17 protein-coding genes and 2 pseudogenes are annotated in these 16,567 nt (G+C 48.9%); 18 read left to right on the forward strand and 1 reads right to left on the reverse strand.

The window, feature by feature from the left end:
• Positions 1-81 precede the first annotated feature (81 nt).
• Positions 82-645, reverse strand: coding sequence for a cob(I)yrinic acid a,c-diamide adenosyltransferase (locus tag JCM11969_RS02665; protein WP_173585412.1), 564 nt, complete (start codon positions 643-645; stop codon positions 82-84).
• Positions 646-1,152: 507 nt separating this feature from the next.
• On the opposite strand from JCM11969_RS02665, the gene JCM11969_RS02670 reads away from it, so the two are divergent.
• From JCM11969_RS02670 to JCM11969_RS02750, 18 genes and pseudogenes are all read left to right on the forward strand, one after another.
• Positions 1,153-1,662 (forward strand): ECF transporter S component, encoded by a 510-nt coding sequence (locus JCM11969_RS02670; protein WP_054707898.1) that lies wholly within the window; start codon positions 1,153-1,155, stop codon positions 1,660-1,662.
• A gap of 1 nt (position 1,663) precedes the next feature.
• Positions 1,664-2,734, forward strand: a complete 1,071-nt coding sequence (gene cobD / locus JCM11969_RS02675) for a threonine-phosphate decarboxylase CobD (RefSeq protein ID WP_054707901.1) — start codon at positions 1,664-1,666, stop codon at positions 2,732-2,734.
• 28 nt (positions 2,735-2,762) lie between these two features.
• Positions 2,763-4,137, forward strand: a pseudogene (locus JCM11969_RS02680) (cobyrinic acid a,c-diamide synthase CobB).
• Complete coding sequence (gene cbiB / locus JCM11969_RS02685; protein WP_054707903.1) at positions 4,124-5,098, forward strand: adenosylcobinamide-phosphate synthase CbiB; 975 nt, start codon at positions 4,124-4,126, stop codon at positions 5,096-5,098. The pseudogene JCM11969_RS02680 and the gene cbiB overlap by 14 nt, the downstream one beginning before the upstream one ends.
• Positions 5,095-5,741: pseudogene (locus JCM11969_RS02690) on the forward strand (cobalt-precorrin-8 methylmutase). Before cbiB ends, JCM11969_RS02690 begins: the two are co-directional and overlap by 4 nt.
• Positions 5,742-5,750: 9 nt before the next feature.
• The gene (gene cbiD / locus JCM11969_RS02695) at positions 5,751-6,884 is read left to right on the forward strand and encodes a cobalt-precorrin-5B (C(1))-methyltransferase CbiD (RefSeq protein ID WP_054707906.1); all 1,134 of its coding nucleotides are present in this window, start codon (positions 5,751-5,753) and stop codon (positions 6,882-6,884) included.
• The gene (locus tag JCM11969_RS20235; RefSeq protein ID WP_369523181.1) at positions 6,881-7,219 is read left to right on the forward strand and encodes an SAM-dependent methyltransferase; all 339 of its coding nucleotides are present in this window, start codon (positions 6,881-6,883) and stop codon (positions 7,217-7,219) included. Before cbiD ends, JCM11969_RS20235 begins: the two co-directional genes overlap by 4 nt.
• Positions 7,216-7,479, forward strand: a complete 264-nt coding sequence (locus JCM11969_RS20240; RefSeq protein WP_369523182.1) for an SAM-dependent methyltransferase — start codon at positions 7,216-7,218, stop codon at positions 7,477-7,479. Before JCM11969_RS20235 ends, JCM11969_RS20240 begins: the two co-directional genes overlap by 4 nt.
• Complete coding sequence (locus tag JCM11969_RS02705; RefSeq protein ID WP_054707909.1) at positions 7,472-8,035, forward strand: decarboxylating cobalt-precorrin-6B (C(15))-methyltransferase; 564 nt, start codon at positions 7,472-7,474, stop codon at positions 8,033-8,035. The genes JCM11969_RS20240 and JCM11969_RS02705 overlap by 8 nt, the downstream gene beginning before the upstream one ends.
• A gap of 3 nt (positions 8,036-8,038) precedes the next feature.
• A complete protein-coding gene (locus JCM11969_RS02710) occupies positions 8,039-8,812 on the forward strand; it encodes a cobalt-precorrin-4 methyltransferase (protein WP_054707910.1) in 774 nt (257 codons plus the stop codon).
• Positions 8,799-9,851 carry a cobalt-precorrin 5A hydrolase gene (locus JCM11969_RS02715; protein WP_054707913.1) on the forward strand — a complete coding sequence of 351 codons (1,053 nt, stop codon included), beginning with the start codon at positions 8,799-8,801 and terminating at the stop codon, positions 9,849-9,851. The genes JCM11969_RS02710 and JCM11969_RS02715 overlap by 14 nt, the downstream gene beginning before the upstream one ends.
• A 134-nt stretch (positions 9,852-9,985) precedes the next feature.
• A complete protein-coding gene (gene cobJ / locus JCM11969_RS02720; protein WP_054707915.1) occupies positions 9,986-10,711 on the forward strand; it encodes a precorrin-3B C(17)-methyltransferase in 726 nt (241 codons plus the stop codon).
• Entirely contained in the window at positions 10,708-11,460 is a 753-nt protein-coding gene (cobK, locus tag JCM11969_RS02725; RefSeq protein WP_054707918.1) for a precorrin-6A reductase, read from the forward strand. The genes cobJ and cobK overlap by 4 nt, the downstream gene beginning before the upstream one ends.
• Positions 11,457-12,857, forward strand: coding sequence for a uroporphyrinogen-III C-methyltransferase (gene cobA, locus JCM11969_RS02730; RefSeq protein ID WP_054707921.1), 1,401 nt, complete (start codon positions 11,457-11,459; stop codon positions 12,855-12,857). Before cobK ends, cobA begins: the two co-directional genes overlap by 4 nt.
• Positions 12,854-13,657, forward strand: coding sequence for a sirohydrochlorin cobaltochelatase (locus tag JCM11969_RS02735; RefSeq protein ID WP_054707923.1), 804 nt, complete (start codon positions 12,854-12,856; stop codon positions 13,655-13,657). The genes cobA and JCM11969_RS02735 overlap by 4 nt, the downstream gene beginning before the upstream one ends.
• A gap of 2 nt (positions 13,658-13,659) precedes the next feature.
• Entirely contained in the window at positions 13,660-14,361 is a 702-nt protein-coding gene (locus JCM11969_RS02740) for a cobalt-factor II C(20)-methyltransferase (protein WP_054707926.1), read from the forward strand.
• 220 nt (positions 14,362-14,581) lie between these two features.
• On the forward strand, positions 14,582-16,096 hold the full coding sequence (locus JCM11969_RS02745; RefSeq protein ID WP_054707944.1) for a cobyric acid synthase: 1,515 nt from the start codon (positions 14,582-14,584) through the stop codon (positions 16,094-16,096).
• 5 nt (positions 16,097-16,101) lie between these two features.
• A complete protein-coding gene (locus JCM11969_RS02750; protein WP_054707949.1) occupies positions 16,102-16,566 on the forward strand; it encodes a precorrin-2 dehydrogenase/sirohydrochlorin ferrochelatase family protein in 465 nt (154 codons plus the stop codon).
• Position 16,567 lies beyond the last annotated feature (1 nt).

Here is a 16,567-nt window from a genome sequence, read left to right on the forward strand (position 1 = left end):
CCAACTCTGACGTAAATGCCAAGTTCGGCATTTACGTCAGAGTTGGCTTACACTCCGCTTCCTCCCGTTTTCCTTCACGCTCTACCTAAATACCGGTTTACTATTCCGATACAAAATATCTTCATTTTTTCCCAGCATATTGGCATACCGAGCTACTGCGAAGAAGTAGTCCGACAAACGGTTGATGAAGACAAGGACGTCCTTATTGATGTCATCTTCACCTTGCAGCGTCACAATATGGCGTTCAGCACGACGCGTAATGGTTCGGGCAACGTGCAGGGCGGATGCTGGTTGGTTACCACCAGGCAGGATGAATTTTTGAACGGCGGGAACGGCCTCGGTGTACGTGTCGATCTTACCTTCTAACCACTTAACTGAATCGACATTAAAGATGAATGACCGCTTGGGGTCGTCGTTAAGCGTTGCCAGATCAGTACCAGCGTCGAACAGCAGTTGTTGGATCTCCTCCAGCTCGTCCTTTAACACGGCGGTTTCTGGGGTCAGAACAGAAATCGTATACCCAACCCATGAATTAAGTTCGTCAACGGTCCCGTAAGATTCCACACGAGCGTCGTCCTTGTCCACAATTTTCTTACCAATGATCCGGGTCTGTCCCTTGTCACCTTTTTTTGTGTAAATTTTCATAATGAGCCTCCTGAAATAATGGGATAAAATTACTTTTCTCCATTGTACATAAAATAACCTTAAAGTGGCGATTCTTGATGCCCGTCGATAAACGTTGCTGCAATCGTCTTTAAAGCACTTAAACTCGAAAAAACAGAATCTCTAGCAAAATGGTGGCATTCATTTTGATATGACGTCAAAATAGTTGGTTTACGACGAGAATTTGTTATAAAAGCGGTTTCAAAAATCGACCAATTAAAATGAAGTGTGTCATAACCCTTGATTGACCAGTTATTGTCAGTTGACCGTTGTGAAAATGTCATACAATATTTTATCATTCGCAATTAATTCTGTACTATTTTGAAGAAATAATAGAATTGCGGCAAAAAAATTGTTAGTTGAATCACAAGGCGTTGAAATACAAGGGGAACCTATTATATTTTTAATAGGAACCAAGTTCGGTATGATGATGTAAGCGGCAACAATATCAATTATTCTATTCATTTAAAGAAAGTCAGGTTAGTCATTATGGGTAATTCAGATCGGTTAAGACGAATTGTTTTGGCAGCAATGTTACTTGCACTATGTGTGGTGGGCGCCAACATTAAGATCATGGGGTCGATTGCGTTTGATTCGGCCCCAGCGTTCTTAGGCGCCATTTTATTAGGACCGTGGTTTGGCGCGTTTCTTGGTATCTTTGGCCATTTGACCTCGGCTGCGTTGTCCGGATTTCCGTTAACCTTGCCGGTGCACTTAGTTGTCGGCTTTATGATGGGGGTCTGCATGTTTGTGTTTGGCTGGATCCGGCAACGGTTCGGTAAAGATAAATTTGGGGTGATCTTAATTTCTGACATTGTGGGGTACATCATTAACACCCCGTTGGAGATTCCGCTGCTTTACCCACTGTTAAAGGGCGCTATATTTGCGTTGTTTGTGCCGTTGACTGTCGCAACCATCTTTAACATCGTCATTGCTGAAATTGTTTACGCGTTTTTACCAAAAACGATGAAGCACGCCAACTTCTTAGGGAGCCACTAATATGACAATTATTCATGGCGGCAATCGTGAGTTGATTGCACAGCAGGTGGGCGTTGATCCCGCGTCACTAATTGATTTTAGCGCCAACATTAATCCGTTGGGGCTGTCTCCAAAATTAAAACGGGTGATTGCCGATGCTATTGATGAGGTGATCTACTATCCCAACCCCCAGTACCCAGAATTACGTGATGCAATCGGCACGCACTTTAACGTTTCGCGTGAGGATGTGTTCGTCGGAAACGGCGCGGTGCAGATGATATTTGACACCGCAACGGCCTTACAATCGAAGCACGCATTGGTTCTGGCGCCGACCTTTGGCGAGTATGAACGCTCATTGACCCGCGCTGGCGCAAGGGTCTCACACTTTAACTTAACGCCCGAAAATGTGTTTCAGGTCTCAGTGACACAATTGATCACGACGTTAGAGGCCGACAAGTCAATTGATCTGGTGTGTCTGTGCAATCCGAATAATCCGAGTGGTCAAGTCATTATGCCAGAAGCTGTTCAGCAGCTGGCAGACTACTGTATGGGGCACAATGTCTGGCTGATTTTAGATGAAGCTTTCATGGATCTTGCAGACCACGATGCTCTGAGTGCTGTGAGTCAGCTGACCGCAAGCGATCCCGTGATTATCCTGCGGTCAGCAACGAAGTTTTTTGCGATTCCCGGTCTCCGTTTAGGGTTTGCCATCACCAAAAATGAGCAGCTTAAACAACGACTGATTGCCACGCAGGAACCCTGGTCGGTCAATACCATGGCGGCTAAGTTTGGGGCGCATATGTATGACGATGCGGTTTATATTAACCAAACATACGCATGGCTAACGACTGAACGACCACGGTTGTTTGATGCACTTAAAACGATTCCGTACTTGACCGTTTTCCCCTCAGTCACGAACTATTACTTACTCCGCAGCACGATGCCTAACCTTCGCGAAAAACTCTGGCAGGTCGGCATCATGATTCGCGACTGTTCCGATTATGCAGGACTTGGCAATGACTACTACCGAGTGGCGGTTCGAACGCATTCAGAAAATGAACAGCTGATCGCGGCACTGCGTTCAGTCGAATAGATGTCTAGCAGGTGAAAGGGCTGATTGCATGAAGAAAATAATGATTGCTGGGGCAACGAGCGGTTCTGGTAAGACCAGTGTGACGCTGGGCATTTTGTCAGCACTCAGTGGCAGATGCGGATTCAGCCATATAAGGTTGGTCCGGACTACGTGGATACTAAATTTCATTCCCGCATCACGGGACGGCCGTCACGCAATATTGATAGTTTTCTTGTCCCAAACAATGAGACGTTAAAATACCTGTTTGAACGGGATACCAATGACCTTGATCTGGGTGTTGTTGAAGGGGTCATGGGCCTCTACGATGGGCTGGGCACTGATAAGGATGCCCATTCCTCCGCAAGCATTGCTAAGGCGCTGGCCATTCCAGTTGTCTTAGTGGTGAATGGCCGGTCAGCCTCAACATCGATTGCAGCGATAGTGAAAGGATTTCTGACATTCGATCCGGCCGTTCCAATTGTTGGTGTCGTCGTCAATAACGTGATGAGTCAAAACCACTATGAGTTGATCAAAGGGGCAATTGAACGCTACGTTAACGTCCCAGTTCTGGGGTATTTGCCGTTTAAAAAAGAGTTGGCTTTACCTTCGCGGCAGCTTGGCTGGTACCCGATAACGAACTGCCCGAAGTGGATGCCAAAATTGCGGCGCTTGGAAAATTAGCGACCGCACATATTGATTTAAATCAGATCCTCGCATTGGCAGGCACCAGTGTGGATCCGCAGGCACCGTCACCCATTGTGACGCACCAAGTGGCGTTAACGCTTGGTATTGCCCAGGATGATGCGTTTAATTTTTACTATCAAGATAATTTAGAAGCTTTACGGGAAGCCGGCGTTGTTCTCAAACCGTTTAGTCCCATTAAGGACAAAACATTACCAGCTGATGTTGACGCACTGTACCTTGGCGGAGGCTATCCCGAAGAATTTGCGGCACAGCTTGCAGCAAATACGGAAATGAAACAAGCCATTCGAAACTTCTCGCTGGCGGATAAGCCAATCTATGCAGAGTGCGGCGGACTGATGTATTTGGGCAAACAGTTGACGACTGAAAATGGGACTTACGAGATGGTAGGTATCCTCGATGGCAGCAGTACCATGACCCCACGGTTGAAACGATTTGGGTACTGCGAGGCAACACCGGCGAAGTCGTCGCTTATTGGCATGGCTGGCACCAAATTAGTTGGTCATGAGTTCCATCACTCCGTTTTTGCTGCCCAGTCAGGACTCGAACCGATCCTTCATATGAAAAAGGTGCGGGATGGTGTTGTGGTTGACGAGTGGACTGGCGGCTACCAAGTCCGCCAGACATTTGCGAGTTACCTGCATGTTCATTTTTACCAGAGCGCAGCAGTCTTTAACGGGTTACTGGATCGGTTAGGAGCGCGTGTTCATGCAAGTCATTAGTATGATTACGATTGGATTCGTATTGGATCTGCTGCTTGGCGATCCGCCGACCTGGCCGCATCCAGTTAAACTGATAGGACACGCGATTGCTGGTCTGACCAGATTGTGGAACAAGCCCGCCTACAAGCCAAGAACGCGGCGCTGGTTGGGCGGCCTCATGTGGGTGATCATCGTTGGCGGCACTTACGCAATTACGTTTGGTCTTTTATGGCTGACCCGGTCGATTCCCTGGTTACATTTTGTGATCGGCACGTATCTGTGCTACACGTGTCTGTCAATTAAGGGCCTCGCCATTGAAAGCCGCAAGATTATGGCGAGTTTACGGGAAAATAACTTGAAACAGGCTCGCTACCAGGTCGGCATGATCGTGGGTCGAGACACGGATCGGCTTTCGGCAGAGGACGTTTGTAAAGCAACCATTGAAACGGATGCTGAAAACACGAGTGACGGTGTGATTGCACCGCTGCTGTATCTAGCCGTTGGCGGTCCGGCGTTAGGTCTGGCCTACAAGGCAGTCAACACGCTGGATTCGATGGTCGGGTATCAAAACGAGACGTATGGTGATATTGGTCTGGCGTCGGCAAAATTAGACGACCTGTTCAACTACATTCCGGCCCGGCTGACCTGGTGTTTACTGATGCTGGCCACGGCGCTGTTGCGCTTTGATACCAGCAACGCGCTGGTTGTCGGCAGGCGGGATCGAGAACATCACCGCAGCCCAAACAGCGGCTTTTCTGAATCAGTTGTTGCGGGGGCGTTAAATCTACGTCTTGGCGGCCCGCACACCTACTTTGGCGAACTTGTTGATAAGCCATTTATTGGCAACGCGGATGCGGTTGCTGCCGATTTTGGGGCCATTCAAAACACGCTAAAACTCGTTTATACGGTTGCGGTTTTAGGCTTAGTCCTAGTCTGTGCTTGTCGGGTTGCATTTTTAATCATTGGAGGATTTATGGCATGAGTGATTACATTACGATTCCAAATAAAATTACGGATAAAAGTTTTGAAATGATTCAAGACGAAATTGATCATATTGATCCGAACTACACGTTTCATTCTGCAGTTGAGGAAGCCACAATTAAGCGTGCAATCCATACCACCGCAGATTTGACTACCTCAAAAATTTAAAGTTCACCCACGACGCAATTACAAAAATCGCGCACGTGATGCAAAATGGCGGCACGATCTTTACCGATACGACCATGGCACTGGCGGGAATGAACAAGCGAAAGCTAGATGCTATTGGCTGTCACTATCACTGTTACATCAGTGAACCGGAAGTATTCGCTCGGGCGAAAGAACGCGGCATTACCCGGTCAATGGCGGCCATTGAAGTTGCGGCTGAAGTCCCAACGGAAAAAGTGTTTGTCGTTGGCAACGCGCCAACCGCACTGTATAAGATCTTAGAAATGACTAAGGCTGGTAAGTTGACACCGGATGCCGTTATCGGCGTCCCCGTTGGCTTCGTGGAAGCTGCTGAAAGCAAGCAAGCCCTCTACGAAAGCGACATTCCAGCCATCGTTGCACTAGGGCGCAAGGGCGGCAGTAACCTTGCTGCAGCCATGGTCAACGCGGTGTTGTATAACCTCGATCTTGTAAAGTAGGTGACGTCAATGTCAGAACCAGAAGATAATTTTGTTTACTATAACGGTCGTAAGTTACGAAAAGGGTACACCACTGGCACGACTGCAACCGCTGCTTCCGTTGCAGCGGCCCAGGCCATTCTCGACCAAAAAGCGCCAGCTGTGGTTAAAGTGAATGCCGCAAACGGGACACCGGTGCAGTTTGATGTTCAGGAGTGCTCATTCGATCGTCATCATGCGAGTGTCGCGATTCAAAAGGATGGCGGGGATGACCAGGATGCTACGGATGGGATGTTGATCTATTCCACGGTGACGTTACGAGATGACCACACCATTACCCTTGATGGTGGTGAGGGGATCGGCCGGGTCACTCAGGATGGACTGGCGAATAAGCCGGGGATGCCGGCCATTAACCCAACGCCGTACAAGCTGATTCAAGAAGGGGTTCGACACGTGCTTGGCTCGGAGAAGGGCGCTGACATCGTCATTTCAGCCCCTGAAGGCGAGCGTGTTGCTAAGTTGACCTATAACCCAAAACTGGGCATTGTCGGTGGCATTTCGATCCTTGGTACAAGCGGAATCGTGACCCCGATGTCTGAGGAATCCTGGAAACATTCGATCTCGATTGAAATGAACATTCACCGCAAGCGCGGCGATACTGCGCTCATCTTAACGCCGGGTAATTATGGCGAAGATTTTCTGAAGGATGAGATGCATATTTCAGTTGATAAGCAGGTGCAGATGAGTAATTTCGTCGGCTACGTCCTTAAAGAGGTGCAACGGCTTGGGTTCACTAAACTACTGATCGTGGGCGACCTTGGCAAAATGATCAAGGTCGCTGGCGGTATATTTTCGACGCACAGTAAGGACGCCGACGCACGGGCAGAAATCATGGTTGCAAACCTCGCATTAATGGGTGCGCCACTAGATCTGATGAAAAACGTCTATGGCTGTTTGACGACCATTGCGATGATCAAATTGATCAACGAAGCCGGTTACCAAGACGTTTACCAGATGATCGTCGATAAGATCAAGGGTCGAGCCGACAAACTGTTGGCGCATAAGGAACCGAAAATCGACATCGATGCGGTGATTTTCTCACGTGATACTGGCTTTTTAGCTGCAACCAAGCCACTGAAAGAAATTGAGGCGGATTGGCAATGATCACAGTCTTAGGCATTGGTCCCGGCAGTCCAGAACTGCGTTTGCAGGGGACTGAGAATTTATTGCAACAGGCTACGCTGGTGATCGGGTCAAAACGACAGCTTGCAGGGTTTGATATACCGGCTGAAAAACAGCTTGTCCTCCCTAAACTAGCGTTGCTCAAAAAAGTACTGGTTGAACAGTATGATCAAAAAGTTGTTTTACTGTCATCCGGTGATCCATTGCTATATGGCATCGGAAGTTGGACATTGCGACAATTTGGACCGGATGACGTGACGATCATTCCCGGCATTAGCTCGATTCAGTACATGTTTCACCAGGTGGGACTAGCATGAACGATGCTTACTTTACCAGCAGTCATGGTCGAATTCCTGACTTTGATTTTCTGCTGGCACACAAAACGATTGGCATGGTGACGGATGAGGTCATTGGTCCCTACCAGATTGCCCAAGAAGTGGTGCACCGTCATCAAAAGCGGGCAATTTACATTGGTGAACAGCTCAGCTATCCAGAAGAATGCATCAGTCAGTTTCAGCCTGAAGCCGTTCCAGATAAAAAATACAAGATGAACGTGGTGATCATAACGAATGCGTGATGAGGAATTTTTACGGACAAAGGTCCCAATGACAAAGGCTGAGGTGCGTGCAATCAGTCTTGATAAGTTACAACTGCACGGCAAGTCACAGTTCCTTGATATTGGCTCAGGGACGGGCAGCGTGAGTTTGCAGGCTGCACTGGAATTTCCAGAACTCCAGGTGACTGCTGTTGAGAGAAATGACGATGCAGTGGCCATTATGCAGGAAAATATGGCGCGTTTTGGCACAACCAACATTTCGTTAGTCCAGGGTGAGGCACCAGCTGATATTCCAGACCAGCAATACGACGCGATTTTTGTCGGCGGCAGTGGCGCTAATTTGGAGACGATCATTGATTTTTCAGTGGCTCACTTAGTTGATAGTGGGGCACTGGTGCTCAACTTCATCCTGCAAGAAAACGCGTTTGAAGCGATGACACACCTGCAGACTGTCGCTGTTACCGACCTAGAAATGGTCGAAACGCGGATCGCAAAGTGGCACGCACTTGGCAAAGGTCACTTCTTTAAACCCCAAAATCCGACACTCGTTGTGAGTGCCATCAGAAAGGTTAGATAAATTATGACAGTAGTAAGTTTTGTGGGCGCAGGCCCTGGTGATAAAGATCTCATTACGTTGAAGGGGTATCGGCGCTTAGCTGAGGCTGACGTCGTCATTTATGCGGGTTCATTAGTGAACCCAGAGTTGCTGGATTATTGCAAAGATGGCGCGGAGAAAGATGACAGCGCTAGCATGACGCTCGAAGATATTATTGCCAAAATGCAAGAAGCTGTTGCAGCAGACAAGACAGTCGTGCGGTTACAGACTGGTGACTTTTCAATCTATGGGTCGATTCGTGAACAAATTGAAGAATTAAAAAAGCTTGATATTGGGTATGAATGCATTCCCGGTGTCAGTTCGTTCCTCGGTGCGGCATCCTCAATGGGGGTTGAATATACAGTTCCTGAAGTCTCACAAAGCGTCATTATTACCCGGATGGCCGGTCGCACACCGGTGCCTGATAGTGAATCACTGCAAAGACTCGCCAGTCATCACACTTCAATGGTGATCTTCCTCTCCGTTCAGGGTGTCGGGAAAGTTGTTCGCGAACTCTTAGCCGGCGGGTACAAAGAAACGACGCCAGCTGCCGTGATTTATAAAGCAACTTGGCCGGATGAAAAAATGGTCAAGGGGACGCTGGCGGACATTGCCATGAAGGTCAAGGAAGCGGGCATTCGTCGGACAGCCTTAATCATGGTTGGTGACTTCTTAGGTGACGACTACAGTTACTCTAAACTTTATGATGCCACGTTTACTCATACCTATCGAAAAGGAATTAAAAATGCCAAGCAATGATGGCCCAAAACTCGGTGTGATCGCATTAACGCTTCAGGGGACACGGGTTGCCCGACAGATTGCGACAGCGATGCATGGTGGCCTTTATTTACCGGCCCGCTTTGCGGCACCTGATGAGTCGTCGTTTGGTAAGGGTCAGTTTACAGTCACTTGCCAGCAGCTTTTTCAGGAAATGGATTGTGTGATCTGTGTGATGGCGACCGGAATCGTTGTGCGCACGATTGCACCACTGATCAAGGATAAAACGGTTGATCCAGCTGTCCTGGTCGTCGATGAACGTGCTCACCATGTGATCAGTCTTCTGTCTGGCCACGTTGGCGGCGCTAATGCTTGGGCGACCCAGTTAGCGACCTTGCTGGATTCTGATCCCGTTATCACGACAGCGACTGACACAGAGCACGTTCAGGCATTGGACACGCTGGCACAACAGGTTGACGGCTGGTACCCGGATTTTAAATTCAATACCAAAAAATATAACAGTCTATTGGCTGCTGGTGAGCCGGTTGAAATTTGGATCGATCCAGCGTTTAACACTTATTTTCCAGACCTAAGCGGCTTTCGAAAGCTGACCACGTTGGCCGACGCATCAGCTGATGTGCCGCTGGTCATTGTGTCTGATAAGGTGAACTTTGAAAAACGTGCTGCTAGCGTCCAGGTGATTCCTAGAGTCAATGCGTTAGGTATCGGTTGTCGAAAGGATGTGACGTTCGACATGATTCAAACTGTATTTACCCAGTTTTGTATCGAACATCAATTAGCTTGGCAATCCATTTATGCGTTGGGTTCTATCGAAAAAAAGCAGCACGAGGGCGCTATTCATTACCTGGCTGACACGCTAAATGTGCCGGTAACGTTCTATACTGCGGCGGCATTGAAACCAGCAAGCCAGCACTATCCACAGTCGACATTCGTTGCCAAAACAGTGGGTGTCGGCAACGTTGCTTGCGCTGCAGCTGAAACGCTCACTGGGCAACGAACGATCACTGATCGGTTTGCGTTGGATGAAATCACGATTGCAATGAGTCGCAAGTCGTTGTAATGCAGCGCTGCGTCATCTAAATAGCACTATCATGCCGCTTCGTTGCACCACGCAGAGTGCAATGGATCGTCACCTAACATTAAAAGACGCAAGAAGCTAGTCAAAAATCATTAAACAAAGAGGAGTACAGACATATGTTATACATCGTTGGGCTTGGCCCGGGGTCAAAGGACCTGATGACTCAAGAAGCATTAGATGTCATTGAAAAAACAGACACGATCGTTGGCTACGCAACTTATGTGCGGTTAGTACAGGACATGCTGAAGGGCAAGGAACTTGTTGTAACTGGCATGCGAGGTGAGATAGAGAGGTGCAAAAAAGCCATTGAAATTGCCCAAACGGGTAAGGACGTTGCCATTATTTCCAGTGGCGACGCTGGGATCTACGGGATGGCCGGTTTAGTATTGGAACTTGCTTCAAAGGCTGACCAGCACATCGACGTTAAGGTCGTCCCTGGTGTGACGGCAAGTATTGGTGCGGCCGCTGCGTTAGGAGCACCGTTGATGAACGATTTTTGTCACATCAGTTTGAGCGACTTAATGACCCCGTGGGATGTCATCAAGGACCGCGTGGACGCTGCAGCCAAGGCCGATTTCGTGATCTGTTTGTACAACCCGCGCAGCAAGGGACGGCCAAACAATCTGCATGAAGCACTGGCTATTATTTTGAAATACAAGTCAGAAGATACAGTTGTGGGAATCGGTAAAGACGTTGCCCGCAAGAAAGAAATTGAAAAAGTGACCACTATCAAAGACCTCGATGAGGAGGAGATCAACATGACGACGATCGTAATCGTGGGAAACAAGAACACCTACGTTGCGGACGGTCGAATGGTGACACCACGGGGGTACACCCTGTGATCTTGCTCCTTGGGGGCACGAGTGAAAGTTTAGAGGTTGCTGACGACCTGACTCAGCGTAAGGTACCGTTTATCCTATCGGTCACTACGGCATACGGTGCAGAACTAGCGCGAGCCCACGCAGCACAGGTGAGTCAACAGATCCTAACACCGGCAACCTTTCACGCGTTCTTTACGCAACACGGCGTGACACTGATTATCGACGCGACGCACCCGTTTGCAAAGGTGATCTCCAGCACGATCATGAGTGCTGCTAAGACGGACGGGATTCGCTACATCCGCCTTGAACGCACAAACGGTCTGGCCGAGGGCCCCAACTTAAAGTTATTCGATGATCTGGATGGCGTTGTGCGCTATTTACAGCAAACAACTGGCACTGTTTATCTCTCGACAGGGAGTAAGACAGCCGGTGAATACGCTGAAAAATTAGGTGTTGATCGGCTGCACGTCCGCGTCTTACCAACTGTGAAAGCCATTGGCCTAGTGGATGATGCCGGGTTTGAAGCGGACCAGATTGATGGCGTTCGTGGCCCGTTTACTGAACAACTAAACGTGGACCTGTTTCAGCGGTGCAACGCTGTAGCAGTCGTCACAAAAGAGTCTGGTCGACGCGGCGGGGTTCAAGAAAAAATGGCCGCCTGTGACGCACTTGGCATTCCGTGTTTAGTGATCAAGCGACCAACGCTGACGTATCCAGAACAGGCCGCAAGTTTATCTGAATTAACGACACTATTGGAGGGAACGCAATGAATGGTTTAGTCTCATTGATCGGTGCGGGTCCGGGAAATCCGGAGCTGCTCACCTTGCTGGGAAAACGCCGGCTAGAAGAAGCCGATGTGATCGTTTACGACCGGTTGGTGAACCCTGCGATGTTGGCACCATACGCGGCCGAAAAGATCGATGTCGGGAAGTTACCGTTGCATCATAAGGTCAGCCAGTATCAGATCAACGATATGCTGATGGACTTGTCCAAAGCCGGTAAGCGGGTGGCGCGACTCAAAGCGGGCGACCCCTACGTGTTCGGGCGCGGCGGCGAAGAAGGTCAATACTTGAGTAAAAATAAGATTCCCTTTGAAGTCGTCCCTGGCCTCACGAGCGCAATTGCGGGCTTGGCAGCCGCGGGAATTCCAATTACTCACCGTGATTTTGCGTCGAGTTTTCACGTCATTACTGGCCATCGCAAGTCAAATGGTAAGGAACTGGATTGGGAAAATATCGCGCATCAGGAAGGCACCATTGTTTTCCTGATGGGCATGGCCCAGCTGCCAACTATTACGCAGGAACTGATGGCGCATGGGATGGCGGACACGACGCCCGTTGCCGTGGTGCAGTGGGCAACACATTGGAAGCAGCGGGCAGTCTCCTCAGACTTGGCGAACATTGTCAAACTGGTTGAAGAAACGAAAATAACCTCGCCAGCGCTTATCGTTGTTGGCGGTGTCGTTCAACTCATGGGAGACCTTCAACCGCACCAACCGCTTCAGGGACTGCACCTTTTAATTCCGTATAAACAGGATTCTAAATTGTGCAACGCACTGCAGGATGAGGGTGCTGCAGTTAACTTCTTTGACCGACGTGTGAAGCGACCATTGGCGTTTGATCTACCAGATTTCAACGCTGGCGGTACGCTGATTGTGATCGACTTTGCGGCCTTTCACTATTTTCAGGAGCGGCTCTTGACAATGGGCATTGACAACCGGGCGTTGACGAATTGGAAACTGGTTGCCTGCAACCACATCGTGAAGTACCGGCTGCAACAAGATGGCCTGCTGGCAGACGAGTTGTATGATCCGCAAAAGTTAGACTATCAGCGCCCGGTTGTTTTCATTGGCGAAAAGACGGCACTCACGAGCTATAAGCCAGCAATCAAAGCAGATTATCTAGCAACCTACCAAAGTGAGACCGTGGACCAGTCAATCGACCTGAACGCGTTTCACGGAATCGTGTTTCCCAGTTCGGCTGCTGTGGCTGACCTCTACACCGGTTGCACGAGTGATGAACAGGAACTCATGCGGCACATGCGGTGTTTTGCAATGGGCCAGACAGTTGCTGATGAGTGCCAAAAACGGGGTCTCCAAAACGTGATCGAAGTTAAACCAAGTTACGATAATGTGATTCAAACAGTAAGGAAGGTCTTTGCACGATGAGTAAAACAGCACTATTGATCGTTAGTTTCGGCACGACCTATCCACAAACGCGACACGAAACGATTGAAGCCACGGAAAACGCCTTTCAAATGGCATTTCCGGATGCTGAAGTCTTTCGTGCGTTTACGTCAAAAATCGTGGTGTCGCGCATCAAACAAAACGAAGACATAACTATTGATTCCCCACAAGAAGCGATTGCTAAGATCAGCGCGGCGGGATTTGATACCCTGTATGTGCAATCGTTGCATTTGATTCCAGGCATTGAATACCATCAGGTTGAAGATGCCGTTCGCGCATCAGCGAGTCACTTCAAGCGGGTGGTCATCGGCCGGCCGTTGCTGAATGACTTTGCTGACTATCAGGCAATCGTGCACTTTCTAAAACAGATCGGCAGTCCGCTCGCAGCTGATGAAGCCGTCCTCTTTATGGGGCACGGTACGGCTAACAGTGCGTTTACCGCCTACGCGTGCTTGGATCACATGTTGATGGACAGTCAGCATTATATGGGGGCTGTGGAGAGTTACCCCGACATCCAGTTTGAGATTGGTCGGTTGAAAGCCGCTGGTACCAAAAAAGTTCGGTTACAGCCCTTTATGCTGGTCGCTGGGAATCACGCCCACAACGACATGGCATCTGATGCACCTGATTCTTGGCAGTCACAATTGCAACGCGCAGGGATTCAGGTCACGCCTGTCCAAAAGGGCATGGGCGCTTATCCTGAGATTCAGCAGCAGTTCGTAGCGCATTTAAAACGTCAGTTGGCCGCACCTTCGGCCGCTGAAACGAAAGGCGGAATGTAAGCATGGCAACATTTTACGGCATTGGCGTTGGCCCTGGTGACAGCGAGTTGATGACGATTAAGGCGGTCAACACGATCAAAGCCCTTGATGTCCTGTACGCCCCCAAGGCGCATAACGACCAACCAAGCGTGGCAGAAAAAATTGCGGCGCCGTACTTTTCAGCCCAGTTGACAATCAAACGGCGCCGGTTTCCAATGGTCAAGAACCTGGCAGAAAAACAGGCGAGTTGGCAAGCCATTGCTGAAGAAATCGTTACCGACGTTCAAGCAGGCAACGAGGTCGGCTTCATTACACTGGGTGACGCATCCGTATATAGTACCTATAGCTACTTGCTGGATATTATTGGTAATCGCATTAGTGTTGAAACACTGGCCGGCATTTCATCATACTCCCAAATTGCAGCGACCATTTCGACACCCTTAATGCTTGATGATGAATTGCTGGAAATTATTCCGGCAACCGCGGATGAAACAGCCATCGCCACCGCCATTGATGATAATGACAACGTGGTCATGATGAAGATTTCAGCCAACTTACCGCTGGTCTATGCGCTGCTTGAGAAACGCAATTTGTTGGACCACGCGCTCATCATTAGTAACGCATCAATGCGCACACAACAAACAGTCAAGTTGTCGGAAGTGGATTCAACGGAAAAGTTGCCCTACTTCTCAACATTATTATTGAAGAAAACATATGCGTTTTGAGTTTCAGGTCTTTTCGTTTTGTCTTTGAGGGCGTTGGGTTCCTTGATTGGTAACGCTACTAAAGCAAAAGCCACGCTCATTTTAAAGTGGCAGATAAGATCGAAAAGACCCTACATACATGGTGGCCGCATCCCGGTCAAGACCATGAGTGTGACGCACGATCACGCGTCATTTATAAGAATCGATGACCATTGATGAATTCAGGAGGGTTGATTAGATTATGGGCACACAATCAATCATGTTTCAGGGGACCGCGTCGGATTCAGGCAAGAGCTGGGTTGCGGCCGGGCTTTGCCGGATATTGAAGAATCGCGGCTTAAAGGTTGCCCCGTTTAAATCACAAAATATGGCACTCAACTCATACATTACTGCGGATGGCAAAGAAATGGGCCGCGCGCAGGTGTTTCAGGCAGAGGCGGCTGGCGTTGCACCAGACGTGCGGATGAACCCGCTACTACTTAAACCGTCGACGGACAAGGAATCACAGGTCGTCTTTATGGGGAAGGTCCTGACCGACATGACGGCGGTTGAATACCAGAATCACAAGATGGCGCTTAAAGACCGCGTGTTAGCCACGTACCGGTCATTAGCTGCTGAAAATGATGTGATGGTGCTGGAAGGGGCTGGCAGTCCAGCAGAAATTAATCTCGATACCAAGGGCCTGGTCAACATGGGCATGGCTGAAATGGCCCACGCACCAGTGATCCTCGTTGCGGATATTGATAAGGGCGGCATGTACGCCTCAATTTATGGGACGATCAAACTGTTGCCTGAAGAAGACCAAAAGAGGTTCAAGGGCATCATTGTCAATAAGTTTCGCGGTGATGCTAGTCTACTGAAGCCCGGCAATGATATGATTGAAGAATTGACTGGTGTGCCGGTGATCGGTGTCATTCCGATGACTGACGTTGACCTGGATGAAGAAGATAGCGTGGCCTTGGAACGCAAGTCGCGAGTCATGGATACGACCAAGGACTTGGATGTGGCCGTGATGGCACTCCAGAAATTATCGAACTTTACTGATTTTCACAGTCTTGAAATTCAACCGGATGTTTCCGTTCGGTACGTGGTTAAGCCAGAAGACCTTGGCAACCCCGACTTACTGATCTTGCCAGGGAGTAAAAACACCAACGAAGATATGGCCTATCTGCGCGAGCATGGATTCGTGTCAGAAATTCAGGCGCTGCATGAACGAAAAACACAAATTGTTGGCATTTGCGGCGGTTATCAGATGTTGGGCAGTAAGCTCCATGACCCGAACCATGTTGAATCTGATATTACTGATCAAGACGGCTTACAGTTATTGGATATTCAAACGACCTTTACCGGTGAAAAAACGACCACTCAAGCGATTGCACAGCATGCAGGCACGGATTTGCACGGCTATGAGATTCACATGGGTGAAACCAGTTTAGGGGTAAACGCCAGCCCATTTTCAACGATTATTGAAAATAACGGGCAACCGGAGGATCGTTTAGACGGTGCGGTCAATGCTGATGGCAGCGTGTGGGGCACCTACCTGCATGGGATATTTGATAATACGGCATGGACGCGCCAATTATTGGATCAGCTTCGGGTTGCAAAGGGGCTCCAGCCACTACATGCCAAGAACGAAACAATGGCTGAGTATAAGGAAGCCCAGTACGAAAAATTAGCGAAAATTGTCGAAGAAAACGTCGATATGGCTAAGATTGATGACATTTTAGCTGCGTCTGACGTGGATTACAGGAAGTGAACCTCGTGAATTATCCATACCCAATCAATATTGATCTGAGTCGCAAGCAGGTCGCCGTCATTGGCGGCGGGAAGATTGCCGCTAGGAAAGTAGCCGGTCTGCTGGACGCTAAAGCGAACGTCTTTGTGATCAGCCCATCGCTGTGCGACAAAATTGATCCGGCAAAAATCACCTGGATCAAAAAAGACTACGCAACGGGCGATATTGCCGACATGGATCTGATTATTGCCTGCACCAATAGTCGTCGCGTCAATCGGCAGGTCACAAAAGACGCGACTCACTTTCAATTAGTTAACGACGCGAGTGATAAAAAACAGTCTGACTTTTTCAATGTGGCGCGCGTTGAGTCAAAAAATTTGCTGGTGACCGTCTCAACGAAGGGCAAATCACCAACTAAGGCCAAGCAGATCAAAAAAGAAATTCGCCAGTGGCTGGAAACGAGACACTGGTTTAATCAGGAGGAGGGTTAAC

It is taken from the genome of Secundilactobacillus paracollinoides DSM 15502 = JCM 11969, from assembly GCF_001311135.1.
In the GTDB taxonomy this organism is placed as follows: Bacteria; Bacillota; Bacilli; order Lactobacillales; family Lactobacillaceae; genus Secundilactobacillus; species Secundilactobacillus paracollinoides.